This is a genomic window from Pedobacter sp. JY14-1, from assembly GCF_029269825.1.
Classification (GTDB): domain Bacteria; phylum Bacteroidota; class Bacteroidia; order Sphingobacteriales; family Sphingobacteriaceae; genus Pedobacter.
Genome location: NZ_JARJHU010000003.1, coordinates 184808 through 211720, shown reverse-complemented (window position 1 = coordinate 211720; position 26913 = coordinate 184808). Strand labels below are relative to the sequence as shown.

The 26913-nt window shown below is 47.2% G+C and carries 24 protein-coding genes; 12 read left to right on the top strand and 12 right to left on the bottom strand.

Annotated elements, in window-relative coordinates; translation table 11 throughout:
- Positions 1–35 precede the first annotated feature (35 nt).
- Entirely contained in the window at positions 36–1253 is a 1218-nt protein-coding gene (locus P2W84_RS06965) for a serine hydrolase domain-containing protein (protein WP_276089397.1), read from the top strand.
- Between the two features lie 4 nt (positions 1254–1257).
- On the opposite strand, the gene recG is transcribed toward P2W84_RS06965, so the two are convergent.
- The 4 genes from recG to P2W84_RS06950 form a co-directional block, all read right to left on the bottom strand.
- Positions 1258–3363 carry an ATP-dependent DNA helicase RecG gene (gene recG / locus P2W84_RS06960; RefSeq protein WP_276089396.1) on the bottom strand — a complete coding sequence of 702 codons (2106 nt, stop codon included), beginning with the start codon at positions 3361–3363 and terminating at the stop codon, positions 1258–1260.
- 2 nt (positions 3364–3365) lie between these two features.
- The gene (locus P2W84_RS06955) at positions 3366–3746 is read right to left on the bottom strand and encodes a RidA family protein (RefSeq protein ID WP_276089395.1); all 381 of its coding nucleotides are present in this window, start codon (positions 3744–3746) and stop codon (positions 3366–3368) included.
- Positions 3743–3883, bottom strand: coding sequence for a DUF6728 family protein (locus P2W84_RS17995; protein WP_346348953.1), 141 nt, complete (start codon positions 3881–3883; stop codon positions 3743–3745). The genes P2W84_RS06955 and P2W84_RS17995 overlap by 4 nt, the downstream gene beginning before the upstream one ends.
- 98 nt (positions 3884–3981) lie before the next feature.
- Positions 3982–5295, bottom strand: a complete 1314-nt coding sequence (locus P2W84_RS06950) for an OmpA family protein (protein WP_276090071.1) — start codon at positions 5293–5295, stop codon at positions 3982–3984.
- A gap of 262 nt (positions 5296–5557) precedes the next feature.
- Here P2W84_RS06950 and P2W84_RS06945 point away from each other — a divergent pair, with 262 nt between their 5' ends.
- The 6 genes from P2W84_RS06945 (at position 5558) to P2W84_RS06920 (ending at position 11807) form a co-directional block, all read left to right on the top strand.
- Complete coding sequence (locus P2W84_RS06945) at positions 5558–6211, top strand: glycosyltransferase (RefSeq protein ID WP_276089394.1); 654 nt, start codon at positions 5558–5560, stop codon at positions 6209–6211.
- Positions 6208–7083, top strand: coding sequence for a glycosyltransferase family 2 protein (locus P2W84_RS06940; protein WP_276089393.1), 876 nt, complete (start codon positions 6208–6210; stop codon positions 7081–7083). Before P2W84_RS06945 ends, P2W84_RS06940 begins: the two co-directional genes overlap by 4 nt.
- Positions 7080–8078, top strand: a complete 999-nt coding sequence (locus P2W84_RS06935) for a glycosyltransferase family 2 protein (protein ID WP_276089392.1) — start codon at positions 7080–7082, stop codon at positions 8076–8078. The genes P2W84_RS06940 and P2W84_RS06935 overlap by 4 nt, the downstream gene beginning before the upstream one ends.
- Positions 8079–8147: 69 nt before the next feature.
- A complete protein-coding gene (locus tag P2W84_RS06930) occupies positions 8148–9974 on the top strand; it encodes an ABC transporter ATP-binding protein (protein WP_276089391.1) in 1827 nt (608 codons plus the stop codon).
- Between the two features lie 2 nt (positions 9975–9976).
- A complete protein-coding gene (locus tag P2W84_RS06925) occupies positions 9977–10699 on the top strand; it encodes a glycosyltransferase family 2 protein (RefSeq protein ID WP_276089390.1) in 723 nt (240 codons plus the stop codon).
- Positions 10700–10712: 13 nt separating this feature from the next.
- On the top strand, positions 10713–11807 hold the full coding sequence (locus P2W84_RS06920) for a glycosyltransferase family 4 protein (RefSeq protein ID WP_276089389.1): 1095 nt from the start codon (positions 10713–10715) through the stop codon (positions 11805–11807).
- A gap of 9 nt (positions 11808–11816) precedes the next feature.
- Here P2W84_RS06920 and P2W84_RS06915 read toward each other — a convergent pair whose 3' ends face one another.
- Positions 11817–12716, bottom strand: coding sequence for a glycosyltransferase family 2 protein (locus tag P2W84_RS06915; RefSeq protein WP_276089388.1), 900 nt, complete (start codon positions 12714–12716; stop codon positions 11817–11819).
- Between the two features lie 6 nt (positions 12717–12722).
- Between P2W84_RS06915 and P2W84_RS06910 the strand changes: the two genes are divergently transcribed.
- On the top strand, positions 12723–13874 hold the full coding sequence (locus tag P2W84_RS06910) for a glycosyltransferase family 1 protein (protein ID WP_346348952.1): 1152 nt from the start codon (positions 12723–12725) through the stop codon (positions 13872–13874).
- Between the two features lie 5 nt (positions 13875–13879).
- A complete protein-coding gene (locus P2W84_RS06905) occupies positions 13880–14662 on the top strand; it encodes a DUF5672 family protein (RefSeq protein WP_276089386.1) in 783 nt (260 codons plus the stop codon).
- Here the strand turns inward: P2W84_RS06905 and P2W84_RS06900 are convergent.
- Positions 14649–15269, bottom strand: a complete 621-nt coding sequence (locus P2W84_RS06900) for a hypothetical protein (RefSeq protein WP_276089385.1) — start codon at positions 15267–15269, stop codon at positions 14649–14651. The genes P2W84_RS06905 and P2W84_RS06900 overlap by 14 nt on opposite strands.
- Before the next feature lie 325 nt (positions 15270–15594).
- Between P2W84_RS06900 and P2W84_RS06895 the strand changes: the two genes are divergently transcribed.
- A complete protein-coding gene (locus P2W84_RS06895) occupies positions 15595–16869 on the top strand; it encodes a glycosyltransferase (RefSeq protein WP_276089384.1) in 1275 nt (424 codons plus the stop codon).
- Between the two features lie 6 nt (positions 16870–16875).
- Here the strand turns inward: P2W84_RS06895 and infB are convergent, their stop codons facing one another.
- The 6 genes from infB to panC all read right to left on the bottom strand — a co-directional run bounded on the left by infB (position 16876) and on the right by panC (position 24387).
- The gene (infB, locus tag P2W84_RS06890) at positions 16876–19806 is read right to left on the bottom strand and encodes a translation initiation factor IF-2 (RefSeq protein WP_276089383.1); all 2931 of its coding nucleotides are present in this window, start codon (positions 19804–19806) and stop codon (positions 16876–16878) included.
- 99 nt (positions 19807–19905) lie between these two features.
- Positions 19906–21144, bottom strand: coding sequence for a transcription termination factor NusA (gene nusA / locus P2W84_RS06885; protein ID WP_276089382.1), 1239 nt, complete (start codon positions 21142–21144; stop codon positions 19906–19908).
- A gap of 1 nt (position 21145) precedes the next feature.
- Positions 21146–21610, bottom strand: coding sequence for a ribosome assembly cofactor RimP (rimP, locus tag P2W84_RS06880; RefSeq protein ID WP_276089381.1), 465 nt, complete (start codon positions 21608–21610; stop codon positions 21146–21148).
- Between the two features lie 284 nt (positions 21611–21894).
- The gene (locus P2W84_RS06875; protein WP_276089380.1) at positions 21895–23034 is read right to left on the bottom strand and encodes an acyl-CoA dehydrogenase family protein; all 1140 of its coding nucleotides are present in this window, start codon (positions 23032–23034) and stop codon (positions 21895–21897) included.
- Between the two features lie 86 nt (positions 23035–23120).
- The gene (gene panD / locus P2W84_RS06870) at positions 23121–23471 is read right to left on the bottom strand and encodes an aspartate 1-decarboxylase (protein ID WP_276089379.1); all 351 of its coding nucleotides are present in this window, start codon (positions 23469–23471) and stop codon (positions 23121–23123) included.
- Positions 23472–23517: 46 nt separating this feature from the next.
- Positions 23518–24387, bottom strand: coding sequence for a pantoate--beta-alanine ligase (gene panC, locus P2W84_RS06865; protein ID WP_276089378.1), 870 nt, complete (start codon positions 24385–24387; stop codon positions 23518–23520).
- Positions 24388–24542: 155 nt separating this feature from the next.
- On the opposite strand from panC, the gene P2W84_RS06860 reads away from it, so the two are divergent.
- Both P2W84_RS06860 and P2W84_RS06855 read left to right on the top strand, forming a co-directional pair.
- The gene (locus P2W84_RS06860) at positions 24543–25367 is read left to right on the top strand and encodes a glycogen/starch synthase (RefSeq protein WP_276090070.1); all 825 of its coding nucleotides are present in this window, start codon (positions 24543–24545) and stop codon (positions 25365–25367) included.
- A gap of 43 nt (positions 25368–25410) precedes the next feature.
- Positions 25411–26868, top strand: a complete 1458-nt coding sequence (locus tag P2W84_RS06855) for a DUF4270 family protein (protein ID WP_276089377.1) — start codon at positions 25411–25413, stop codon at positions 26866–26868.
- The last annotated feature ends 45 nt before the right edge of the window (positions 26869–26913 follow it).

Sequence of the window (26913 nt, the reverse complement as noted above, 5' to 3'; positions counted from 1 at the left end):
TATTTTTCCAGCTTTTTAAACCGCACATCATACAAATGAGATACTGTAATGCCCTAATCGTAGCCGTACTGGCTGCTTTTATTCTTTTTTCCTGCTCTAATGGCCAAAAGGGAGACCATTTGAAAACACCCTCCAAAGAAAGGACAGCAGAAGACGACAAGGCTGACAGTGTCCTTTTATCTTATAATCCGGCAAATGGCGATAAATGGATCGCTGACTTTGTTTATAACCTTCATAAGAAATACGGCTTTAACGGCAATATGCTTGTTGCAAAAGATGGCAGGATTCTCTATGAGAAAGCCATCGGCTGGGCTGACTATCTGCATCGGGACAGTCTGAAGATCAATTCCGAATTTGAACTGGCCTCCGTTACCAAGACCTTTACCGGCACGGCCATCATGCAACTTATCGAACAGGACAAGCTTAATCTGAATGATGATGTAAAGAAATTCTTTCCCGATTTTCCTTACGATGGCATTAATATCCGGCTTCTGCTTACCCACCGCAGCGGGATGATGAACTATGTCTACTTCACAGACGGCATCTGGAAAGACAAGAAAAAGCCCATGAGCAATATGGATGTCATGCGGCTCATCGCCGAGCACAAGCCTGCACGCTATGCCAAGCCGGATACGCGCTTCCATTATAACAACTCCAACTACATGGTCCTTGGTGCGATCATTGAAAAAGTGACCGGAAAGACCTATGCCGACTATATGATGGACAATATCTTTAAGCCGGCAGGCATGAAGCATACCCATGTTTATTCTACTACAGTTTATCCGAAGATACCGGTCGATGTTGTTGGCCATGACCGTACCTGGCGATATTCTGTCGTCCAGAACTTTCTCGACGGGCCGGTTGGTGACAAGGGCATTTACAGTACCATACACGATCTCGTCCTCTTCGACAAAGCCCTTAAAAATGGGCGGCTCCTTACCCAGAAAAGCCTTGATTCTGCCTATACAGGCCACAATAAAGCAGTCAACGGCCATTTCAACTATGGTTATGGCTGGAGAATATTCGATGGCGACAAAGGCGAAAAGGTAGTATATCATACCGGCTGGTGGCATGGCTTCAGGCACATTTATGTCCGTGATATTAAAAAGAACATCGTGATCATTTTCCTGGGCAATCTCACCAATGGGAGTCTGTTGCACCTGGATGAGCTTTATAAGTACATGAAGACGCCGATCATCCGTAAAGGGGCCTATTCCGGAAACGGTTCACTGCCCGGAAGCGATGAAGACTGATCTTTCAGGAAATTTTATCAAAGGCAATACCCGAGTGTCTTTTGGACAGATAGGTCCTGAGCAGACTGTGTTGGGGAAGCTCCAGTGAAGGGTCCTCTTTTAGTAACCCAAGGACCATATTCCTGGCTTCCTGAAGGATCAGCTGATCTTTGGCCAGGTCAGCCACTTTAAGCTCCAGCACGCCACTCTGCTGTGTGCCGGAAATATCGCCAGGGCCACGAAGCTGCAGATCGATCTCAGAGATTTCAAAGCCGTTATTGGTCCGCACCATGGTTTCCAGGCGCAGCCTGCCCTCCCGGGTCAGGTTGTTACCGGACATCAGTATACAAAACGATTGCTCCGCGCCGCGTCCCACACGTCCCCGCAGCTGATGCAATTGTGACAAGCCAAACCGCTCCGCATTTTCAATGATCATCACCGAAGCATTAGGCACGTTTACACCCACCTCGATTACAGTCGTCGCCACCATGATCTGGCTCCTGCCCTCCACAAAGCGCTGCATTTCATACTGCTTGTCCGCATTGCTCATCTTCCCGTGTACAATACTGATCTGATACTCAGGGCGTGGAAACTGGTAGCTCAACTGCTCTATCCCTGCCTCAAGGTGCAGTAAATCCAGTTTTTCACTTTCCCTGATCAAAGGATAAACAATGTAAACCTGCCTGCCCTTAGCGATTTCCTCCCTCATAAAACCGAACATTCTCAGACGCTGTCCTTCATAAAGATGTCTCGTCTCAACCGGCTTTCGTCCTGCCGGCAATTCATCGATTACAGAAACATCCAGATCGCCATAAAGTGTCATTGCCAGCGTCCTTGGGATAGGAGTAGCTGTCATGACCAGGATATGCGGCGGCACCACATTCTTCCTCCAGAGCCTTGCGCGTTGCTCTACACCAAAACGATGCTGTTCGTCAATGATTACCATGCCCAGATTCCTGAATTTCACTTTGTCCTCTATCAACGCATGCGTACCGATCAGCATATCGACCGCTCCCGACTCCAGGTCCCTATGCAACAGCGTACGCTCCTTTTTTGACGTACTTCCGGTTAATACCTCTACTCTTGCCAGTCTTCCCTTCAGTAAGCCAGTCACCGACTCATAATGCTGCCGGGCCAGTATCTCTGTGGGGGCCATCATACAGGCCTGGTAACCATTGTCCGCCGCGAGCAGCATGCTCATCAATGCTACGGCTGTTTTACCACTGCCGACATCACCCTGCACCAGCCTGTTCATCTGAGCACCCCGCTGTGTGTCCGCCCTGATCTCCCTGACTACCCGTTTCTGGGCTCCTGTTAGTTCAAAAGGCAGAATGTCGTTATAAAAAGCATTTACACGTTCACCTACAAGATTGAATAAATGTCCTTTAAACTTTCGTTCACGCTGCTGCTTGGTATAGAGCATCTGCAGCTGAAGAAAAAAAAGTTCCTCGAATTTGAGCCGCCGTTCCGCTTGCTTCAAAGCCTCAATATCCTGCGGGAAATGAATGTTCAATATCGCCTCCCGTTTGCCTGGCAGTTTATACCGGTCGAGAATATACGGGGGCATGGTCTCACGGATCTCCTTTAGCAACTGTTCCAGAACCAGCATTTGTAGTTTCTGCAAGCCCTTACTATCAAGAAAAGCCTTTTTTAGCTTCTCCGTCGAATGGTATACCGGCTGCAGGCTGAGATTTCCGGTTATCGTAGCCGGCCTTGGATAGTTTTCCAGTTCGGGGTGAGAAAAGCTGAATCCACCGTTAAAAACGGAAGGTTTACCAAAGACAACATATACCTTTCCCAGGAGCAGGTTATCGTCTACCCATTTCAGGCCCTGGAACCAAACCAACTCTACAGCTCCCGTGTCATCAGTCAGCTGGGCAACCAACCGGCGCTTGTACTTGTCGCCTACAATTTTTTTTTCGGTAATCCTGCCCAGCAACTGCACATAGGGTAGTTCCGGGTCAAGTTCTCTGATCTTATAAAACCGGGTACGGTCGATATACCGAAAAGGAAAATGGTTCAGCAAATCCTCACAGGTAAAAATACCCAGTTCTTTTTGCAGTAGCTCGGCCCGCTTAGGCCCAACCCCTTTCAAATACTCTATGCCTGTATCGAGCGTAGCCGCAAACAACCTTAATCTTTATAAGCAGTCATCGAAATTTCCACATTTACTCCTTTGGGAAGTCCCTTCACAGCGACGGTTTCCCGGGCCGGAAAGTGATCCTCAAAGTAACTCCCGTAAATCTCATTCACCTCAGTAAACAGGCCCATGTCCGAAAGAAAGATGGTCGTCTTTACTACATGTTCAAAACCGTACCCTGCTTCCAGCAATACGGCTTTCAGATTACGCATCACCTGGTGAGTCTCTTCCGACAGGGAAGACTGCGTCAATTCTCCAGTAGCCGGATTGATGGCCACCTGACCGGACATAAATAAAAAACCACCGGCAATAACAGCCTGGTTGTATGGCCCGATTGGCGCCGGGGCATTCGAAGTATTGATGATCTTGTTCATTTCAGTAAAAACCAATCGATTAATTTCCAGATAATCCCCAGTAAAAATACCGTTATCGCAATCGCATTGATGACATGCATTATCCTGATATTGATATTATCCGGTCTTGCCGGATCCTTTTTCCTGAAGAAATACATATGCTGCAAACTTAGATAAATTCGGGCCAACAAAAAAGACCACATAAAAAAAGCGGGCCTTTCGCAAGGCCCGCTTTTTTTATAATCCTAAGGAATTATTAGTTCCTTGCTGTTTCAACGCGACGGTTTTGGATACGACCCTCTTCAGTGTCGTTAGAAGCAATTGGGTTAGCTTCTCCGTATGCTTTGATACCTACTTGGCTAGAGTTTACACCAGTATTAACCAGGTAAGTTTTAACAGAATTAGCCCTGTCTTTAGAAAGCTTCATGTTGTATGCAGCAGTACCTTCGCTAGAAGCGTAACCTTTCAAGGTTACTTTACCACCGTTTTCACGCAAGATTGAAGACAATTTATCTAAAGTTGGGTAAGAATCAGTTTTCAGAACTGAAGAATTGAAATCGAACTGAATGTTTTCGAAACCAGATGCATTGCTTACTGCAGTAGGCTCAGGAGCTTTTGGCAGCGGGCAGCCAGATCCGTCAACAGCAGTTCCTGCAGGCGTACCTGGGCATTTGTCAAACTGATCAGAAACACCATCACCGTCAGAATCTTTCTTCAGGTCTTCAACAGCTTTCTCAACGTTAGCAACACGGTTTTTCAACGCTTCAACTTCCTGACGCAGTGAAGGATCCTTCAATTCGTCATACATCAAAGCAACTGGGTTTGCCCAATCCAGGTTTTGTTTTGCTTTAGAACCCAGAGAGAACTCAAGACCAGCATATCCGTAAGAGAACTTGTCTTTAGTAGTTCCTTTAGCGTATACTCCGTCAAAGTTATCACTGTCAATGAAGTGAAGGGTATAACCCAGGTTGAAAGATACGCGGTCAGAAACTTTGAATTTCACACCAGCACCTACAGGGATGTAAGCTTCTTTGATGTAATCCTTGTCTCCGTCATCACCCCAAGTACCTTTTTTGTCAACACCATTAACTTTCGGGTTGTAAGCAACAACACCGTAACCAGCAGTTACGAAGAAGTTAACAGAGTTTTCACGGTGCAGGAAGTCAACACTACCGATGTTAACAACACCCCTAAGGTCAGTTGCATAAGCGATATCAGTCTCAAAGTTAGAGATACCGTTTACAGTTCCGGCTGCGTTTGCATCTTTGTTGTCTCCGGAAACTTTTCCGCGGAACAAATTACCTTCCAGACCAAAAGCGTGGCTGATCTGCTTTCTCAATGAGATGCCGTAGCCCAACTCTGCCTTCCAGTTGGTAAAATCGTTAGATCCGCCGATCACCGCAAACGGAGACAATACACCGCCGTTTACGCCCAGAGACCATGTTCTGTACTGTCCCGCTCCGCCAAATACCTTGGCGGAAGAAGCTTCCTGTGCGCTTGCAATGGAAGTAGCCCCCACCAAAGCAGCAAAAGAAACCGCAAGACCCTTTTTTAAAGTAGAATAATCCATGTTTTCTTTTTTAAGGTTAAACAAATTTTAATTGTATAATTTTTTTTGTGTAGCAAAATTAAACAAATTTTTAATTTCTCAAAACACTTCTGCAAACTCTGTTCCAAACTAAAAAAACCGCAAAAAAAGCCTTTAATTAACCTAAAAAAGCCTTTTTTTCTATCGCAAAAAAAAGGCCCAACCGTGGAAGTCCTGTTTTTAAGACAGCTGCCATTCTTGCCATACCGCGTGAAAAACAATACTTTTACCGAAACTACCCGGAATGCCGATACCTAAGATCATACACCAGACCTTCCGCACCTCAGATCTTCCGCTACTGACCCGATGGCACATCTCCCGGTTCCGGAAACGCAACCCGGATTACATGTATGAATTTTATGATGATAACAGGATCGAGGACTTTCTCCGGGAATCCTTTGGAAGAGACATCCTGTCCGGCTATCTGAAGCTCAACATCGGTGCTGCCAAGGCGGATTTTTTCCGTTATGCTGTACTTTATAAAAAAGGTGGTGTTTATCTCGACATCGATAGTGATATATGCGGTAGCCTGGATGACTTCATTCGACCAGATGACCATGCCATTATCTCTGCGGAGCGTAATCCTGGTCTGCTGGTCCAGTGGGCCCTGGTCTTTGAGCCCAAACATCCCTTCCTGGAAAAAACGATGGCGCTCATTATGGATAACATAAGCCATAACCGCTATCCGAACGACGTACACCAGATGACCGGACCGAGTGTCTTTACCCATGCGGTCAGCGAATGTATTGCTGCCGACCCCAGTGTTTCCTACCGTAAGCTCGGCACCGATTATGAAGGCCACTTCAAATTCAAATACCCCTTAGGCAAGCTTCTTCTTTACCAGAAGGGTGGCCACTGGAAACAACAACAACGCCACACCCCTGTACTCAAGCCATGAAAGTCGCAGGTTTCACCTTTGTCCGGAATGCCATCATCAACGATTATCCCGTTGTCGAAGCCATTATCTCTATCCTGCCCATATGTGACGAATTTATTGTCGCAGCAGGTAACTCAACGGATGACACCCGGAAACTCATCGAAGATATTGGTTCTCCCAAAATAAAGATCATCGACACGACTTGGGACGAGCAGCTTCGCGAAGGCGGAGCCGTCTTTGCCCGGGAAACAGACAAAGCTTTCGCGCAAATCTCTCCGGAGGCCGACTGGGCCTTTTACATACAGGGTGATGAATGCGTGCATGAAGATGACTTACCCCTGATTCAACGGGAAATGGAACAGAATCTCAACAATCAGGCAGTAGAGGGCCTGCTGTTCAATTACCGGCATTTTTATGGTTCTTATGACTACATCGCCGAATCCAGGCGCTGGTACAGAAGGGAAATCCGGATTGTCCGCAGAAATCTTAGCGTACAGTCCTACAAAGATGCACAGGGCTTCCGCATAGACGGCAGAAAAATCCGTGTAAAACTTATTGATGCTTATATCAACCACTACGGCTGGGTAAAGCCTCCGAAGGGCCTGCTCCATAAAAAGCAAAACTTTAACCTCTTCTACGATAAAGATGCCACTCTGCAGCATATTCCGGAGGCTGCGACCTTTGACTATGATAATGCCGATAAGCTGGTGCATTTTAAAGGATCACATCCGGCCGTTATGCAAAAGCGCATCAATGCAGTTAACTGGAAATTCCGCTTCGACCCGACCACCCTGAAACGCAGACTTAGTCTCCGAAGGCGTGTCCTGGAAAAAATCTATGAACTGACCGGTATCCGGGTAAGTGAATACAAAAACTACAAGCTGATCAAATGACCAACCAAACGATGCACAGTTTGTCCGTGATCATTCCCAATTACAATGGCAGACATCTGCTGGAAGCCTACCTTCCTTCGGTGATCACCGCGCTACAGCAATCCGGGTCCGTTTACGAAATCATCATCGTTGATGACTGTTCAAAAGACGGAAGCATAACATTCCTGGAGGAGCACTATCCCGGAATTCTGTTACAGGCCAATCCTGAAAACAAAGGTTTTTCCTACACCTGTAACAAGGGTATTGCCATAGCCCGGTATGAACTATGCCTCTTGCTGAATTCTGACGTAAAGCTTGATCCCGACTACTTCAGCCATCAGTTTGCCTACTTTGACAAAGACGATACATTCGGAGTGATGGGCCGCATCATGAGTGCAGACGGGAGCCGCATAGAAGATGCTGCCCGCATACTTTTTTATCAGGGCTGTCGCCTCAAAGCCAATAGATTTTACTACAGTACCGCCCCGGGCGATGACCAAGTCTACACCGCGTACCTTTCCGGTGCCAATGCCCTGATCAGCACCAAAAAACTTCGGGAGCTTGGCGGCTTTGATGAGATATATTCTCCTTTCTCTTCGGAAGATTCTGATCTCAGTACCCGCGCCTGGCTACTGGGCTGGAAATGCTACTACGAGCACCGATCCGTATGCTATCATCAGGTCAGTGGCAGTACCAAGACACAAATCAAATCCGACTTCATCAAAAAAATCTATTATCGTAACCGTTTTGTTTTCCATCGTATACACCTGGAAGGCTTCCGGGCATTCATCTGGCCATTTTATCTCCTGCTGCTCGAAGTGTTACCTAAGCTGCTCAGTGGCAACTTCTGGGTACTTGAAAGCTATACCGACTATCTTAAGCTCGGTGATGCCGTCAAATCATCGAAATCTCTGTTTAAGTCCATGAAGCAAAAATATCATTCCAATCTGCGCATCAGCGACATCATGAACACCATCAACATGTCCATATCATCAAAATCGATCAAGAGACTGTAACCGTTACGGAAAGCCTGCTCCCGGTATTTGCAGATAAACCGTACCTTTGCCGTTAAAACTCTTTTCTTAATGAAGATTTATTTCAGACTGCTTGCTTTTGCACGACCGATTGAAAAATTTGCCATCCCATATATTGTTGCTACCCTGCTTTCTGTATTGTTCGGCGTTCTCAACCTGACTTTACTGGCTCCTCTGTTTGAGACATTGAATGCAGACGGGCCCAGGGACCGCCAGCTCCTCAATGCAACAACCTCTTCTTCGCTCGACATTACCGGGCACTTCCGTGAATTCGTGAATACCTCTATGATCGAAAACGGCCAGCAGAAAACCCTTACCTATATCTGTATCATTATCGTCGTCTCCGTACTCTTGTCCAATATATTCCGTTACTTTTCGCAGCGGTTTATGGAGGACCTGCGCGTACATACCCTGCTGAACATGCGGAAGGCCGTGTTTAACAATGTCATGAATATGCACGTTAGCTTTTTCAGCAACGAACGCAAAGGCGACATCATCTCCAAGGTCGCCTCCGATGTACAGGTAGTGCAGTTTACAGTGACCAATACACTGCAGGTCATTTTCAAAGAACCTGTGACACTGATCTTTTACATATTCGCCCTGCTTACAATTTCCGTAAAGCTTACGCTTTTTTCATTGATGGTCATCCCGATTTCTGCATTTATCATCAGCCGCATAGTAAAAAGGCTGAAACAGCAGGCCAAGGAAGCCCATGAATCTTTCGCAAAAATGATCGGCTTTCTCGACGAGGCACTGGGCGGAATCAAAATCATCAAAGCCTTCAATGCAACGGAAAGGGTTAAAGCAAAGTTCCATAGCGAAAATGTTTTCTACTCAAACATCAACCGAAAAATGGTCCGCAGGCAGCAGCTCGGTTCTCCCGTCTCGGAATTCCTGGGTATTCTCATGATATCCTTTATTGTCTGGTACGGCGGAACACTCATCATCAGCAAAGCCCCCGGCACACTTTCTGCCGCCCAGTTTGTGGCCTATATCGCTATTTTTTCGCAGGTGATGCGCCCTGCAAAAGCCCTTACAGATTCCTTCAGCGGCATTCATTCCGGAATCGCCGCCGGTGAAAGGGTGCTGTCCCTTATCGATTCAAAGCCCGAAATCACAAGTCCTGAAAAACCACAGCCACTGTCCGGGTTCCAGGATGAAATCCGGTTCAACCAGGTTTGTTTCAGTTATGGCAACATGGAGATTCTAAAAAACATCGACCTGTCGATTAAAAAGGGTTCAATCGTTGCCCTGGTAGGCCCTTCAGGTGGTGGAAAAAGTACGCTTATGGACCTCATCCCGCGGTTTCATGATCCGAAATCCGGAAACATCACGATAGACGGGCTGGACTATAAAACACTGGACACTGACCAGCTGAGGGTACAGATGGGCATTGTTAACCAGGAATCGTTCCTTTTCAACGATACGATCTATAACAACATTGCCTTCGCCAAGCCGGAAGCCAGCATGGATGAAGTTATTGCCGCAGCAAAAATTGCAAATGCACACGATTTTATCGGGGAAACCGAACAAGGATACGAAACTTATGTCGGCGACCGCGGCAATCGCCTTTCAGGCGGTCAAAAGCAGCGTATATGCATTGCCCGCGCTGTTCTGGCCAACCCACCCATTATGCTCCTCGATGAAGCCACCTCTGCACTCGACACAGAATCAGAAAGGCTTGTACAGGAAGCGCTTAATAACCTGATGAGAAACAGAACTTCTGTCGTGATCGCACACCGGCTCAGCACGATTCAGCACGCAGACGTTATCGTGGTCATTGACAAGGGCAGGATTATAGAGCAGGGCAGCCATGCCGAACTATTACAACATAACGGTCTTTACAAGCGTTTGATAGATATGCAAACCTTTACTTAGGCATGAATACAGGCAGTCCCCTCGTTTCAATCATTACCGTCACTTATAATGCCGGCGATTACCTGCAACGATGCATTAACAGTATAACCGCACATGCCCCGGCCGGAACAGAATATATTATCATCGACGGCAGCAGTACCGACAATACTTTGGATATCATCAGGAACAACGCTGCACATATCACTTACTGGGAAAGCGGACCTGATGAAGGAATTTATGACGCCATGAATAAGGCCCTTCGCTATGCAAAAGGGGCGTGGATTTACTTTCTGGGAGCCGACGACAGGCTGAAAGAGGGATTTACTCAGATGCTTCCAATGCTCAGGGACACGCATACGCTTTATCACGGGACCGCACTATGCGGAGATTCCATGATTGGCAGATCATCATACGATGCATATCAGGTAGCGAGCCTGAATTTGTGCCATCAAACCATCTTCTATCCGCGGCTGGTTTTCGACAAGTACCGTTACGAAACGAAGTATAAAGTAAGGGCAGACCACTATCTCAATATGCTTTGTTTTGCGGACCGGGAATTGAAATTACAATTCTATCCTTACACGATCTGCGATTACCATCCCGGAGGATTTTCCAGCGCAACAGCTGATCCCGCATTCGATAACGACCTGGAACATATCATCAGGGAAAATTTTGGTTACTGGACCTTATTACGGTACAAACTGCGCATCATCAGGCACCGGATCAAGGGCAAAAACTCCAGATAAACTTTATTCGCGCATGAAAATCAATATCATATTGCCTTATCTTTCGAAACGTCCCGGCGGTGGTCTGAAAGTAATGTATCAATATGCAAATCAGCTGAGCGAAAACGGACATGACGTTTGCATTTATCATTCCTCCAGGACAAAATGGACGCAACGGGCACCTAAATATTTTCTCTACCTGCTCGCTAGCTTGCGTCATTTTGTATTCGACGAGGCACAGGAGATACAACCTACATGGTTTGTCCTTTCACCGCGTGTCAAAAGTGTTGAAATTCCGAAGGTAAGGGACCGCTACATCCGCGACGCAGACATTGTTTTCTGCACATGGTGGGCGACCGCCATCGAGATTGCTCAGTTACATCCATCCAAAGGAGCTAAGTTCAATCTTGTCCAGGATTATGAGGTGGTTATGACCGACAAAAAGGAACTTGTTCACGAATCTTACAGCCCGTTGGTCAATCATATCGTTATTGCCACCTATTTGAAGCCCATTCTTCAAAAATATTCCAGCAAAATACCCGCTGTTATCCCGAATGCAGTTTCACATCAGGATTTTTTTACTGAGACGCCAGTGCAGGAGCGCAACCCGAAAAAGATTATCATGTTTTATTCGCGTGGTTCAAGAAAAGGCAGTAAATATGGGCTTAGAAGCCTGAGAGAAGTGGCCAAAGTATTTCCTGATATTGAAGTCATTCTTTTCTGCGCTGAAAACATCCCGCCCGAAAATCCCGGCTTCAAATTCAGTTTCCACCACCTGCCCGGAAACCTGCGCGAACTCTTCAACAGTGCCGCGATCTTCATTTCACCGAGCCTCCATGAAGGTTGGGGACTACCCGCGATGGAAGCGATGGCCTGCGGCTGCGCCTGCGTTTGCACTGAAGTTGAAGGCCATCTTGACTTTATGACGAATGGAGAAAATGCGCTCCTGGTTCAGCCCGGGAAGCCCTTGGAAATTTCAAAAGCTGTAATAGAACTCATCACTAACGATCAGCTCCGATGGCAACTTGCTGACACTGCAAGAAAGCACATACAAAGCTTCAGTTGGAAAAGCTCTACAAGCCTTTTGGAAGCAGAATTCCGAAGGGCGGTGAAGAAATCAGTTAATTAAATACAGCCGTTACTTCTTTTTTAAGTAATAGCCTCGTCCGGGTTCGTAAGCCAGTTTAGGTGGAACTAACATAATGCGGAAAAGCAACTTCTGCCGTAACCTGCCCAAAGGAAGTAGCATAAGGAGCAATTTTAGCAACTTAATCCAGAGTAGGTATGACCCTACTCGCCCTTGCTTCTTTTCACGCATTAGTAGTGTATGATATTCTTCAAAATACTCCCTCAGATGATCTTTGCTTTTCTGGTCACGCGTCCTTATCCTGAACCCGGATAAAAGAAACGTAGTAGAATACAGCAGCTCGTGCCTGAAAAACCGCACCCAAAGGTCCGCATCCCCTGCGTAAGATAAACTGCCGTCAATATACCCGCCTGCCTTTTCCCAAAGCTGTCGCTTCCAGAAAACCGATTCCTGTTGAATGAACTGTCCGTCATATCCGTACATCCGCCATTTTGACCATCGTTCCTGGAACAGATCCGGATCATTCAAAAAGATCCTTCCTTCTTCGTCAAAATAAGAATTGCGGCCCATAATCCAGCTCACCTGCGGAAAAGCATGGAATAATCCGGCTACTGTAAATAGTGACATGCGGTGGTACATATCATCGGAATTGATCCAAGCCATGATTTCTCCCGTAGCCTTACTGAAACCTTTTTGAAGTCCGTCGTAAAGCCCTCCGTCCGGCTCACTTACCCAATAGGCAAGCTGGCCGGCGTATTTCCTGATGATGTCCGGAGAATTATCCGTACTTCCTCCATCAATAATGATGTACTCAAGATTCGGATATCCCTGTCCAAGCACAGACAGGATCGTATCCTCAAGAAAGGCACCTTGATTAAAAGATGGCGTTACAATACTGATTCTGGGGTAACTTTTAAGCATTGCTTTGTTCTCGTTCTTTGAAGTATTCACAGATCTATGTTACCTTTGGCAAAGATAGATATTTGCTCGCAGCTCTTCCGACTATACATGAACAATTTGAAAACCATTTTCTATGACCCACAAATATTTGACATTCAGGATTTTGGAGGAATATCTCGGTACTTTTCAAATCTAATGTCAGGCGTAAAAGAAAGCGGAAGTTTTCATGTCAGGCTTCCTTTACTATATACCACAAACCATTACATTCAGAATCTTCCCCAGATCATGAACAGATCTTTTGGAAAACTGTTGTTAAAGAAAACAGCCAAAAAAAGTAATTGGAATAAACAGTACCTGCTCCGGCAACTAAAAACAGATAAATATGACCTCTTTCACCCTTCGTATTATGACCCTTATTTTCTTGATGTACTGAAGAAGCCTTTGATCATTACAGTTCACGACATGATCTATGAAAACTTTCCTGATCTTTTTCCTGATGCAGAGCATACCATTGAAAATAAGAAAAACCTAATGGACAGGGCAACGCTTATCATAGCAATTTCGGACTTCACACGGCAACAGATCATAAAATGGCACCCACAGTTTGAACGTAAAATCCGGGTAGTCCATCACGGCATCCCATCATCTTCAATAATAGCTGCGAAAAATTCGCTGCCCGAAAAATTTCTCCTATATATTGGAGACCGGAATGCAGCGTATAAAAACTTTGAACGATTTACAGTAGCCGTGGCGCCACTTTTACTGAAAACCCCCGGATTACACCTGGTATGTGCAGGAGGTGGAAGGTTCAATCAACAGGAAATATCGCATTTCAGCTCACTTCAGTTGCAAGAACGCATTATGCAGGTCAGTGCAACAGATTCCGTATTGAAACAATTGTATCAGAACGCGATAGCACTCGTCTATCCCTCCATCGAAGAAGGATTTGGCCTTCCGATTCTTGAAGCCTTTGAAAACCAATGCCCTGTAGCCTGTAGCAACACCTCGTGCCTGCCTGAAGTAGGTGGCAGTGCAGTTGTCTACTTCGATCCCACAGATCAAAACTCTATGCGGGAAACCCTCAGCCTTCTTTTGTCTGCACCAGAAATAAGACAAACGCTAAAGAAATCAGGACTCGGACAACTCCGCAACTTCAGTTTCGAAAACAGCCTGAATAAAACCATTGCTTGCTATCAGGAACTTATTTAATGAATATGAAAACCGTCGCAGTTGTCGTGCCCTTATATAAATCCAAGCTCACTGCAACTGAAGAAATATCCCTCAACCAGTGCTTCCGTATACTTTCCGATCATGATATTATTGCGGTTAAACCGCATCATCTGGACCTCGTCAATCATGCGGATTTCACTGATGTCATCTCCTTTGAAAACAGCTTCTTCGCCAGCATCTCCGGGTACAATAAACTCATGCTTTCCTCAGAATTCTATGGAAAGTTTCTCAATTACCAATACATTCTGATTTACCAGCCCGATGCTTATGTTTTCAAAGACGAGCTCATCAAATGGTGCTCCATGGGATATGATTATATAGGAGCACCCTGGTTAAGAGAAACGCCATATCCTGACTTGGTCAAAAAGATAAAAAGTAGGATTGTTAATTATATCCATGTCTATCGAAACATCAAGCAACCACATTCATCACTACCGACTGATAAACAATTAGAAAACCGGGTGGGTAACGGAGGGCTTTCACTCAGAAACACAAACAAATTTTATAACATCTGCCTGACCCACCAGGACGAAATTCAAAAGTATGTGCAGGAAATACATCATCGCTTCAATGAAGACGTTTTCTGGAGCCTGGAGGTAAACAGGAAACAGCGCCGGCTTCGTATACCGGATTACAGGAAGGCCGTATACTTTGCGATGGAGACTCAGCTTGATCATGCTTTCCAGATTACCAAAGGCCAGCTTCCTTTCGGTTGCCATGCCTGGGACCGGTACCCGGAATATTGGAAACGCTTCATCTGCCCCTAATCCGCTTCCACATCCTGGAAAGCAACGGTTTATTCCTTTCTACAGGACTTTTCGGAAGCCCGACAGTCTTAATAAGCTCAGATCCAAGGATATCCTTGATATCGCCCGGTAAAAATCCTAGTTTCGGCCAGAGAAGGGGATTTAATGGATGAAAATTACTAAGGGCATAGTAATTATTCTGATCGACAGCATCCCAAAGCCGATAAAAACTCATCACATTAAAATCGTTCTTATGGCTCCAGTTGTTTAGTTTAGTATAAATAGCTTCAGGACTTCTTGCCCAGCTTTGGTGCAATACCACATCGTCCCAATTTACATAAGTATACTCGGGCGCATTGTTTCTGGCTACATGATAAACAGGAGCGTTCGTTGCGAAATTTAGACTTTCCACAGAATCGTCAATGTAAAGAAAACCGTCCGGCAATACCTTAAATAAGGTAAGTACCCTGCAGGTTACAGTAGTAGGACTTTCGGATTTAAAGCGTTTAAGCTTTCCAATGAATGCCCCGAAATCGACAAAATATTCATCCGAATCGATCTGAATATACCAATCAGCTGTTCCCATCTCCTTAGACAGCATATTTCTTTCTCTCGTATCGCATTCCATAGGAGACATTCCTGATATATAAAATCGGTCCCTGTAAATACAGATTTTCTTTTCGGTATCAAAATCTTTTAACCATTCCCAAAACTCAACAGCTATGTGTAATGGTTCCCCGGACCAAGTGAGTCCTTCGGCGTCCACAGCAAGGAAAATTTCTGAAACATGATCATATATCCTAGGCAAAGACACCTTTATAAATTCATAATCATATGAAACCAGGAAACCAACTTTAATAACTACCATAGCACATTTATCTGTCGCTAAATTAAGCTAAAACTTGAATTCCTGCATCATTCCTCTATATCTTCGCAAACGCAGATTTCCAAACATGCCACAACCAACAGACTTACACTTTAATGGTAAAAAAATCAGGATACTCGAAGCCGTCAACCAGCTTGGCCTGGGCGGTACAGAATACGCACTTCAGCTCTACTGCAAATACTTGAACAGGGAGATCTTCGATGTTACTGTCGTCAGCCTGCTTAAAGGTGGCGAAAGAGTACAACTGATCGAAGCCGAAGGCACGAAAGTGATCGTTCTCGACGGTGATCTCTCCAGATTGCCGGAATTGCTCCGTGAAGCAGATGTGCTGCATTGGCATGGCAGCGGAAACTGCTATGGAGATGCTGCGTTTTTTGAAATGGTCAAAGCAAACAGGCCCCGGCTGGTCATACAAACTAATGTCTTCGGTGCCTACGACCGTTCTCCCTACTATGACCTCATCGATTATGATCTGTACATTTCCGAAATGATCCTGATCCGCAGGATGAAACAGGACAAAGCCTTAGCCAACACTTATGCCCCCAAAAGAAAAGTCCTGCCCTATCCGGTAGATACGGATCTTTTACATAACCTGGAGCCGACAGATGAACAAATATGCGAATTCAAAAAGCAGAATCAGCTGGAAAACCAGTTCCTTGTCGGCAGGATCGGCCGGGCAGACAACAACAAATTTGACCTCATCACCCTGGATGGCTTTGCCGTATTTTCCAGGAAGAACAACAAAGCCAGGTTCCTGCTTGTTGGTGCAACTCCGGAAATGAAGGCTCATGCGGATAAACTTGGCATCGCAGAAAAGCTCATCATTTTTGAAAATACCGCTGACCTACAAAGTCTGCTATTGTATTACAAAGTAATGAATGTCTTCCTTGCTGCCAGCAACATCGGTGAAAGCTTCGGAATGGTTATCGCAGAGGCAATGACCATGGGTACACCAGTAGTAACCATCAGCACTGAAGACCGGGATAACGCACAGATAGAACTCGTAGATAACCAAAGGTCAGGAATCGTTACCAGGCGCAACGCCAAAGACATCGCCTCAGCTTTAGCGCACCTCTATCAAAACAAAGAAACAGTCAAGCAAATCGCTACTGCTTCAGTCTCCAAAATAGAAGAAAACTATAAAGCTCAATACATTACGCGAAGCCTGGAAGGGCTTATCCTCAAAGCGCTAGGAAACCCAGTCGCTGGTTATACAGATAACACCGGCGCCGTTAAAGAGTTTTCAAGTGAAATGATTAGCAGCTACAACAGAAGATGTACCGATATTTTCGGTAGACCAAAATGGCTCAAAAAACTGCTTTGGAAATTGAGGAAGCTGTAAAATTAATTACAGCTTCCGTTTCACTTCTACCTGTTCGTAGGCTTCTACAATGTCACCTACCTCAATATTGTTGAAGTTATTAATATTCAGACCGCATTCATAACCACGGGATACTTCTTTTACATCATCCTTGTAACGCTTCAATGAAGCCAGTTCACCGGTATAGATCACCACCCCGTCACGGATGATGCGCACCTTGCTGTTCCGGTTGATCGTACCGTCAAGTACCATACAACCTGCAATCGTACCCACCTTGCTGATTTTGAAAGTCTCCCTGATCTCTACGTTCGCAGTGATCTTCTCCTCAAACTCAGGGGCAAGCATGCCTTCCATCGCAGCCTTGATCTCGTTGATCGCATCATAGATGATCGAGTACAGCCTGATATCAATCTGCTCTGCCTCTGCCAGTTTACGGGCTCCCGATGACGGACGTACCTGGAAACCGATAATGATCGCATCTGATGCCGAAGCCAGCAATACATCCGATTCAGATATCTGTCCTACACCCTTGCTGACAATATTTACCTGGATCTCAGGAGTAGATAGTTTCAGCAGGGAATCAGAAAGGGCTTCAATCGAACCGTCCACATCACCTTTAATGATCAGGTTCAGTTCCTTGAAGTTACCAATCGCCAGACGACGACCAATCTCATCAAGTGTAATATGTTTCTGCGTACGCAAGCCCTGCTCACGCATCAGCTGTAAACGCTTATTGGCAATATCCCTGGCTTCCGGCTCACTTTCCATCGCATTGAAACGGTCGCCCGCCGTAGGGGCCCCGCTCATACCCAGCACCTGTACCGGTACTGAAGGGCCAGCCTTGTCTACCTTCTGTCCACGCTCATTGAAAAGGGCTTTAACACGGCCGCTATAGCTTCCCGCAAGGATCGGGTCACCGATCTTCAGCGTACCGCCCTGCACCAGCACCGTAGTCACGATACCACGTCCCTTGTCCAGGGTCGCTTCGATCACACTACCAGTTGCCCGCTTGTTCGGATTTGCTTTAAGGTCCAGCAATTCCGCTTCCAGCAGTACTTTTTCCAGCAGCAGGTCTACGTTCAGACCGCTCTTTGCCGAAATCTCCTGGCTCTGGTACTTACCACCCCAGTCCTCTACAAGGATATTCATGATCGAGAGCTGCTCACGGATCTTGTCCGAATTCGCTCCCGGTTTGTCAATTTTTGTAAAGGCAAATACCAACGGCACACCGGCGGCCTGCGCATGGTTGATCGCCTCCTTCGTCTGCGGCATCACTGCATCGTCCGCAGCCACCACGATGATCGCGATATCCGCTACCTTCGCACCACGCGCACGCATCGCTGTAAAGGCCTCGTGGCCAGGTGTATCCAGGAAGGTTACCTTTTTACCTGTAGAAGTCGTTACCATATAGGCACCGATATGCTGCGTGATACCGCCTGCTTCACCGGCAACCACGTTCGCCTTACGGATATAATCCAGCAAGGACGTCTTACCATGGTCGACGTGGCCCATAATGGTCACCACCGGTGCCCTTGGCAGCAGGTCCTCCTCAGCATCTTCCTCCTCAATCACTACATCAGCCTCTTCGTCAGGTTTTACAAACTGTATCTCATAACCGAACTCATCGGCTACGATCGTCAGCGTTTCCGCATCCAGGCGCTGGTTGATTGAAACGAACATACCCAGGCTCATGCAGGTACCGATGATCTTGGTCACCGGTTCGTTCATCATAGCCGCCAGTTCATTGGCCGTCACAAATTCTGAGACCTTCAGTACCTTAGACTGAAGTTCCTGTTCCAGCGCCGCTTCATCTGCCGACATGGCCACATCATCACGTTTCTGTCTGCGCAGTTTTGCACGCTGTGCAAATTTGCCAGACTTACCGGCGCCGCTCAACCGGGCCAGCGTAGCCTTAATCTGGTCTTGTATTTCTTTCTCTGAAGGTTCCTCTTTAGGAGCTCCGGCAGGTCCGCCCGGCCTGTTGTTATTACCACGGAAATTAGGCCGGCCACCGGCATTTCCCTGACCGCCCCTGAAATCGGGACGACCTCCTGGCTGCCCTGGCCTTTGCTGCCCTGGCGTGCCGCCTTGTCCCTGATAACCTCCCTGTCCGGGCTGTCCAGGTGTTCCCGGAGTCTTTTTACGCTTCCGCTTCTTCCTGGCATCTGCACTGTCCGCTGAAGAAGCCACAGGCTGCGATCTCCGCTCAGGAGTCACCGGAAGCGTGATCTTGCCCACAATATTTGGACCCGACAACTTCACTGACCGAGCCTTAATCACCTCATCTTCAGGCTTATCAGCCGCAGGGGTTGCCGGGGCAGCAGCAGGCGTCTTCGCTGCGGGAGTTTCCTCCTGCTTTGGCTGCTCAGGTTTAGGCTCAGACTTAGGCTGCTCTGCTGCAGGTACCGCGGCCGGACGTTCAGCAGCAGGCTCAGGCCTTGCCTCCGGAGCCGCAGGTCTTACCGGAACTTCCGCTGCAGGTTCTTCCTTTTTAACCTGTCTTGGCCTGTTCAGGTCATCCAGGTTAATCTTGCCTACTACCTTTACACCAGGTAAGGATTGTTCGTCGGCCTTCTCCTCCTGTACAGGAGCCGCCGGCTTTGCCGGAGCTTCTTCCCGCGCCTTTTCAGCCGGAGGTGTATAAGAACTCAGGTTTTTGATCAGGATGCCTTCATTTTCGAATTCAACATTCTTTCTCGGTGGTTCCGGAGCCTTTTCGGGCACTTCAGGTTCATCACGACGTATTTTACCAATGACAATCTGATTGGCCTCTTCCTTCATGATCTTATCGCCCTGAAACTCCTTCAGCAGCGCATTGTACATATCGCGCGTAAGCTTAGTAGTGGGTTTATTCTCAACAGAATAGCCTTTCTTTTCCAGGAACTCCACAGCCGTAGCGATGCCTACGTTAAGTTCCTTAACTGCCTTGAATAAAATAATTGGTTTGTCGTCTGACATTGATCTCCTTATCTTTTAATCTTATACAAAAGTAACGTTTATTCTCGTTTATTTCATGCGCATGACAATTTAGTTTTGTCAGTATTTTCTGCACCCGGCTTATTCAAACTCTGACTTTAAGATGCTCATTACCTCTTTGATGGTCTCCTCTTCGAGATCGGTACGCTTTACCAGTTCATCGATTGAAAGTGCAAGCACGCTCTTCGCAGTATCCAGGCCGATCCCCTTCAGTTCGTCGATGATCCAGCTGTCGATCTCATCAGAAAATTCTTCGATGTCTACATCCTCATCTTCCTCTCCGGCAGTCTCGCGGTATACATCAATCTCGTATCCGGTCAGTTTACCTGCAAGTTTAATGTTATGCCCACCACGTCCTATCGCCAGAGACACCTGGTCAGGCTTCAGGTATACCGCCGCATGTTTGCGGTCCTCATCGAGCTTGATCGAAGTGATCTTTGCAGGGCTCAGCGCACGGGTAATGTACAGTGAAATATTGTTGGTGAAATTGATCACGTCAATATTCTCATTCTTAAGTTCCCGAACGATACCATGTATACGTGAACCTTTCATACCCACGCAGGCTCCTACAGGATCGATCCTGTCGTCATAGGACTCAACAGCCACCTTGGCACGCTCACCTGGTTCACGCACAATCTTGCGGATCGTGATCAGCCCGTCAAAGATCTCAGGTACCTCAATCTCGAACAGGCGCTGCAGGAATTCCGGAGCGATCCTCGAAATAATGATCTTAGGCGTCGCGTTCACCATATCCACCTTCAGGATCACAGCCCTTACAGAATCACCCTTCTTGAAATAATCCGCAGGTATCTGCTCCGACTTCGGCATCAGCAGCTCATTGCCCTCATCGTCCAGTACCAGCGTCTCCTTCTTCCATACCTGGTATACTTCTCCCGTTACGATCTCTCCCACACGGTCCTTGTATTTCTTGAAGATCTCGTCTTTTTCCAGTTCCAGGACTTTGGACACCAGCGTCTGACGTGCCGCCAGGATTGCCCTGCGCCCAAAGCTTTCAAGGGTGATCTGTTCAATGTAATCGTCGCCTACTTCCAGATCAGGGTCCAGTTGCTTGGCTTCCGCCAGTTCGATCTCCAGATCGTCGTCTTCAGAGAAACCATCTTCCATCACCTTGCGCGTACGCCAGATCTCCAGATCCCCGTTGTCCGGGTTTACGATCACATCACAGTTTTCATCCGTACCATACTTCTTGCGCAACATGCTGCGGAACACCTCTTCCAGCACACTGATCACCGTAGGACGGTCGATGTTCTTGAAATCCTTAAACTCCTGAAAGGAATCAATTAAGTTAATATTGCTCATTTTATTTAAATGAAATTAAAACCTTTGTTTCTGTTATATCTTTAAAAGCGATGGCTGTTTCGGCCACCGTAGCCTTCTTTCCTTTTTCCTTTATCTTAGCCGCTATGCGGATGCCTTCTTCACTGACCTCCAGTAATTCCCCTTCCTTTTGCGTGCCGTCGGCCAGCTTCAGGCCCAGTTCCCGCCCAACATTCTTGTCATACTGACGTTTCAGCTTCAGCGGTTCCCCGATGCCCGGAGAGGAAACCTCCAGGTTATATGCTTTTTCGATCACATTTTCTTCTTCCAGATGAAAGCCCACATGCCTGCTGATGGCCGCACAATCCTGAATATTAATCCCCTGATCTCCATCCACATGGATCACCAGCTTATTGCCCGGGAGCATCTTAACATCGACCAGAAACAATTCCGGCCGGTCCGCGATCTTTTCTTCAACCAGTTCTTTTACTCTGTTTTCTACCTGCATACCCGATCTGATTTAACAGAAAAGAGGGGACTATTGCCCCCTCTTTCTGTTTGTGTTACAAAGGTAAAGATAATTTTTGAAAATCAAAATCCTCATGTTCTCATCCGTTTTGCCCTGTATCGATTAGGGCCTGTTCTGCGGCTGACCTGACTCCGTCTTCAGAGGAAGACAAATCCACGTTGAGTCCACGTTTTATGTGTAAAAACGTGGACTCAACGTGGACTCAATATGGACTCAACATGGAGGGAGTAGCAATTAAGTACAGCCGGAAGTCAGTCTCAGTACTACCTCAGGACTTCCCGGGAAATGACCAGCTTTTGTATCTCAGAGGTCCCCTCGTATATCTGCGTAATTTTGGCATCGCGCATCAGGCGCTCAACATGGTATTCTCTCACATAGCCGTATCCTCCGTGGATCTGAACGGCTTCGGTTGTCACTTCCATCGCTACCCTGGAAGCGTATAGTTTGGCCATAGAACCTGCGAGGGTGTAAGGCTGCCCCTGGTCTTTGAGCCATGCGGCTTTATAAACCAGTAAACGGGCAGCTTCGATCTGAGTGGCCATGTCAGCAAGCTTGAAGGCAATGGCCTGGTGGTCCGCAATGGGTTTGTCAAAAGATCTGCGTTCCCTGGCATAAGCAAGTGCGAGTTCGTAAGCTCCGGCAGCAATGCCCAGGGCTTGGGCTGCAATGCCGATACGGCCGCCTTCGAGGGTTTTCATCGCGAACCTGAACCCGAAGCCATCTTCGCCGATACGGTTCTGCCTGGGCACCTTTACATCGCTGAACATCAGGGAATGGGTATCGGAACCACGGATACCCATTTTATTTTCCTTAGGTCCTACGGTAAAGCCTTCCATCCCCTTTTCCACGATAAAGACATTGATGCCTTTGTGGCCCAGTTCCCTGTGGGTCTGGGCGATGACGAGATAAGTGGAGGCGGTGCTTCCATTGGTGATCCAGTTCTTTGTTCCGTTGAGGAGGTAATAGTCTCCCATATCCGTAGCAGAAGTATGCTGCGACGTAGCGTCGGAACCCGCCTCGGGTTCCGAAAGGCAGAAGGCACCGATCTGTGTGCCCGCCGCGAGGGGCTTCAGGTATTTCTCTTTCTGTTCCGGGCTCCCATATTTCTCGAGTCCGTAACAGACCAGCGAATTGTTGACGGAGACGACCACTGACGCAGATGCGTCTATTTTAGAGAGCTCTTCCATTACCAGGACATAAGACAGGGTGTCAAGCCCGCCGCCATTGTATTCAGGTGCCACCATCATGCCGAGGAAGCCAAGTTCTCCAAGCTTTCTTACCTGCTCGGCCGGAAATTTCTGATGTTCGTCGCGTTCAATGACGCCCGGCCTGAGCTCCTGCTGGGCAAAGTCTCTGGCAGCCTGACGTATGAGTAGCTGTTCTTCGCTAAGTTGAAATCGCATAAGTTTTTATGAATAAAAAGTCTGTATTTCAAATGTAACGAATACGGAGCAAATTACTATGCTGCCATAATAATATTCACCGGCGGTTATTTCAGCAGGCGGTTGTTGTCGTCCGGAAAGACCAGAACAGGCTTATAAGTGCGTGCTTCTTCAACGGGAAGGGAACCGTAGGACATAATGATCAGGATATCTCCGACCTGCACCTTGCGGGCTGTGGCACCATTGAGACAGACCATCCCGGTTCCGCGTTCGCCTTTGATGACATAGGTTTCAAACCGCTCACCATTGTTGTTGTTGACGATCTGTACTTTTTCGTTGGCGATGATCTGTGCGGCATCCATCAGGTCTTCATCTATGGTGATGCTGCCGACGTAATTGAGTTCGGCCTGGGTGACCTTGACACGGTGGATCTTCGATTTCAGTATCTCGATTATCATGAAGGCAAAGTTAGTTAATTTAAATGAATGAATAAGTCGGTGATGTTCAGCTCAATATCATATTATCGATAAGCCTCGTACTGCCGACTTTGGCGGCGACGAGGGCGACGAGCCCTGTTTCGAGCCCCTCCGGGGGAGGCATGAGGGTCTTGCCGTCGGCGATGATAAAATAGTCAAGTTCGACACCGGGGGTTGCGGAGATCTGCCGGCGGGCTTCCGCCTCCAGGGTTTCGAGCATCAGGCGGCTGAGGCCGTCCGGATTACTGCGGGCCTGCTCAAAGCTGGCTTTGGTGTCGTAAAGCGCTTTGCTAAGCACAGCAGCGTGCCTGCGGTCTTCGGGCATCAGGTGAATGTTTCGGGAGCTCATGGCCAGGCCATCCTCTTCCCGGACGATAGGACAGGTAATGATGCGTACAGGAAGTCTGAAACGGGCGACCATCTGCTCGATCATCAGCACCTGCTGAAAATCCTTCTGCCCGAACAGGGCGATGTGGGGCTCGACGGCATCAAACAGTTTCTTGACGATCTGGGTAACACCCTGATAGTGCCCCTTGCGGAATTCACCCTCAAGGACAAACTCCGCAGGACCCAGATCAATGTGCCATTGTTCGGGTCCTGGGTACATTTCCTGCACGGCGGGCATAAAGACGACATCGCAGCTGGCCTCACTCAGCATGCCCAGGTCATGTTCCAGCGGCCGGGGGTATTTTTCCAGGTCCCTGGGATCGGTAAACTGTGTGGGGTTGACGAAGATGCTGCATACGACGATATCTGCTTCTTCCTGTGCCCGGGAGATGAGCGAAAGATGGCCTTTGTGCAGGGCACCCATGGTGGGTACCAGCGCAATTTTCTTTCCGGCTTCCCTGAGCGGGCGGAGCAGCGCTCCGAGCGCCGCTATCGTGTTGATAAGTTCCAAAACTGCTTGTAAAAATTTCAGCTGGCAAAGTTGGTGTTTTATCCATTGGGAACAAAACATCTGGCCCGATATCTTGATAAATGTGATTATTTTGATTACCTTTGCACCTTGATAATCTTTTCTTTAACATAAATATTTTATTTACGAATATGGAGATGGCTAAAACGAAGCTACTGATTGTTACCCACGAGATGTCGCCTTTCCTTGAACTAACTAAGATTTCAGAAATTACCCGCCAGTTGCCACAGGCCATGCAGGAAAAAGGATTTGAAATCCGGATCCTGATGCCGCGCTTTGGCAACATCAATGAAAGAAGGAACAGATTACACGAGGTGATCCGCCTTTCGGGCATGAACATCATCATCGACGATAACGACAACCCGCTCATCATTAAAGTGGCTTCGATTCCCGCGGCACGCATGCAGGTCTATTTCCTGGATAACGAAGATTATTTTCAGCGTAAGCATGTCTTCAGGGACAAGGAACAGAAGTTTTATGCAGACAATGATGAACGTACCATCTTCTTCTGCAAGGGCGCCCTGGAAACCGTAAAGAAACTGGGCTGGTCTCCTGACATTGTGCACTGTCATGGATGGATGACTGCACTGGTGCCTGCATACATCAAAACTGTATATAAGAACGATCCTACTTTCAAGAACTCAAAAGTAGTTTATTCTATTTATGAGCAGTGCTTTGGCGAAAAACTGAATGCAGACCTGCACAGAAAAGCCGTAATGAACGGCATGTCCTCAGCAGATACGAAGGTATTTGAGAACGCGGATTGCAGTGCCATGCATATCGGCGCGGTAACTTATTCTGACGCAGTGGTTTTAGCCGACGAAAAACTGGAAGCGGATGTGTTAAAATTTGTTAAAGATTCCAATAAGCCAACTTTAGCCTATAACTTAACCGAGAATTTCGACAACTTCTACAGTTTGTATGAAGAGATTTCGAATGAGGATTTGGTTACTATTGCATAAAACTGAGGCATATCATTATATGAAATTAATAAAACAAGACTTATTGACGCTGTTGATAGGTCTTTTTCTTTTCCCGGCCTGTAAGAGTTCGAACACTATCGGCATTGAGCCCGAAGATGGTTATTCGATCAAGGGTGATTTGGCGGTAACTGAAGTCGGGCTGACAACAGTTCCTGAAGAGGCTACAAATACAGTAGGACTGACCAAATATCCGCTGGGCTGGGTATCTGCCGATCCGGTATTCGGAAGCTCAGAATCGAGCCTTTCGTTTTCGGTGGCACTGGCAGCCAACAATTACAGTTTCGGCGATGATCCCCTGGTGGATTCCGCGGTATTGGTACTGCCTTATTCGCTTCCTGTGGACTCTTCGGTGTCCTCACATTTCTATGGGGATACTGCAACGACGGTATATGCCTTTGATGTACGCCAGTTAAAAAATGATCTTTCCCTGGAAACCACCTTTCCGAGCAATAAGGACTGGCCTGCAAAAGATGAGGTCGTTGGCAGTTTTAAGGCTAAACTGCGTCCGAATACCCGGCCCAAGATTGTGGATATCGTTGCAGGGGCCGCGGACACTGTACGCCAGGTCCCCACACCGCAGATCAGGATCAGACTGAACCCGACTTTCATACAGAATAACATTGTCAACCTGGATTCTGCTACCTACATGACCCGGAATTCGAGGTTTACTTCGTCGTTTAAGGGCTTGAAGGTGAGTGTAAACAAAGAAAACATGAGTGGCCCCGGTGGCTTTGCCTTCCTGAACTTTACCTCTACAGATCAGCTTGCCCAAGCTTGCGTGGCGATCTACTATAAAAAACTCCAGTCGAACTCACTTATCAACAGGGATACCGCAGTGGTTTACTTTCCAATATCAGCGACCAGCGGGCCGATAGCTGCGAAGGTAAGCCATGATTATACCGGGACGGATGTAGAGAACCAGCTGAATGTGCCGAATCCCGCGACTCCTTATCAGCGGACATACCTGCAGGGCATGGGTGGTTTGAGGAACAGGATCTCCTTTCCGAAACTGGATGATTTTGTGACTACGGCCACTGGTGGAAATAAAAAGGTCAGAGTAGTAATCAACCGCGCTGAACTGGTAGTGAATGTAGAGGGCGGTACTGACGTAGCACCATGGACACCTGCGGAACGGCTTTCGTTATACAGGCTGGATATTGCGGGGCAGCGTGCCAATCTCGTGGATAATGCCGCACCGGCATCTGGTACTTCGAACCCTTATTATGAGGGGGCATTCGGAGGAAATTACAGCAAGAGCCGGAAACGCTATATTTTTATAGTAACCGGTTATATTCAGCAACTGGTTGACGGTACCACCAAGGATTATGGAACCTACCTGGCGCCGGCTCCCTATGCTGCATTCAGCCTGACGCCTGCGATTAACACTGCGGAGCGGAGTGTGATCGTTACGGGCTCGGCTGCTTCAGGAAATACGGCCACCAAGCTCAACATTTATTATACGCTGGCAGCGCAGAAATAATATAAAAATTACCGATTAATTAATTCTCCGGGAATCACTATTTTC

Excerpts from the sequence above, each read along its gene's own strand:
- panD (WP_276089379.1), bottom strand. The coding sequence starts at position 23,471 with ATGATAATCGAGATACTGAAATCGAAGATCCACCGTGTCAAGGTCACC.
- P2W84_RS06950 (WP_276090071.1), bottom strand. The coding sequence starts at position 5,295 with ATGGATTATTCTACTTTAAAAAAGGGTCTTGCGGTTTCTTTTGCTGCT.
- P2W84_RS06925 (WP_276089390.1), top strand. The coding sequence starts at position 9,977 with ATGAATACAGGCAGTCCCCTCGTTTCAATCATTACCGTCACTTATAAT.
- P2W84_RS06905 (WP_276089386.1), top strand. The coding sequence starts at position 13,880 with ATGAAAACCGTCGCAGTTGTCGTGCCCTTATATAAATCCAAGCTCACT.
- P2W84_RS06910 (WP_346348952.1), top strand. The coding sequence starts at position 12,723 with ATGTTACCTTTGGCAAAGATAGATATTTGCTCGCAGCTCTTCCGACTA.
- P2W84_RS17995 (WP_346348953.1), bottom strand. The coding sequence starts at position 3,883 with ATGTATTTCTTCAGGAAAAAGGATCCGGCAAGACCGGATAATATCAAT.
- infB (WP_276089383.1), bottom strand. The coding sequence starts at position 19,806 with ATGTCAGACGACAAACCAATTATTTTATTCAAGGCAGTTAAGGAACTT.
- P2W84_RS06860 (WP_276090070.1), top strand. The coding sequence starts at position 24,543 with ATGGCTAAAACGAAGCTACTGATTGTTACCCACGAGATGTCGCCTTTC.
- P2W84_RS06900 (WP_276089385.1), bottom strand. The coding sequence starts at position 15,269 with ATGGAATGCGATACGAGAGAAAGAAATATGCTGTCTAAGGAGATGGGA.
- P2W84_RS06875 (WP_276089380.1), bottom strand. The coding sequence starts at position 23,034 with ATGCGATTTCAACTTAGCGAAGAACAGCTACTCATACGTCAGGCTGCC.
- nusA (WP_276089382.1), bottom strand. The coding sequence starts at position 21,144 with ATGAGCAATATTAACTTAATTGATTCCTTTCAGGAGTTTAAGGATTTC.
- rimP (WP_276089381.1), bottom strand. The coding sequence starts at position 21,610 with ATGCAGGTAGAAAACAGAGTAAAAGAACTGGTTGAAGAAAAGATCGCG.
- P2W84_RS06935 (WP_276089392.1), top strand. The coding sequence starts at position 7,080 with ATGACCAACCAAACGATGCACAGTTTGTCCGTGATCATTCCCAATTAC.
- P2W84_RS06920 (WP_276089389.1), top strand. The coding sequence starts at position 10,713 with ATGAAAATCAATATCATATTGCCTTATCTTTCGAAACGTCCCGGCGGT.
- P2W84_RS06955 (WP_276089395.1), bottom strand. The coding sequence starts at position 3,746 with ATGAACAAGATCATCAATACTTCGAATGCCCCGGCGCCAATCGGGCCA.
- P2W84_RS06930 (WP_276089391.1), top strand. The coding sequence starts at position 8,148 with ATGAAGATTTATTTCAGACTGCTTGCTTTTGCACGACCGATTGAAAAA.
- P2W84_RS06940 (WP_276089393.1), top strand. The coding sequence starts at position 6,208 with ATGAAAGTCGCAGGTTTCACCTTTGTCCGGAATGCCATCATCAACGAT.
- P2W84_RS06965 (WP_276089397.1), top strand. The coding sequence starts at position 36 with ATGAGATACTGTAATGCCCTAATCGTAGCCGTACTGGCTGCTTTTATT.
- P2W84_RS06945 (WP_276089394.1), top strand. The coding sequence starts at position 5,558 with ATGCCGATACCTAAGATCATACACCAGACCTTCCGCACCTCAGATCTT.
- P2W84_RS06895 (WP_276089384.1), top strand. The coding sequence starts at position 15,595 with ATGCCACAACCAACAGACTTACACTTTAATGGTAAAAAAATCAGGATA.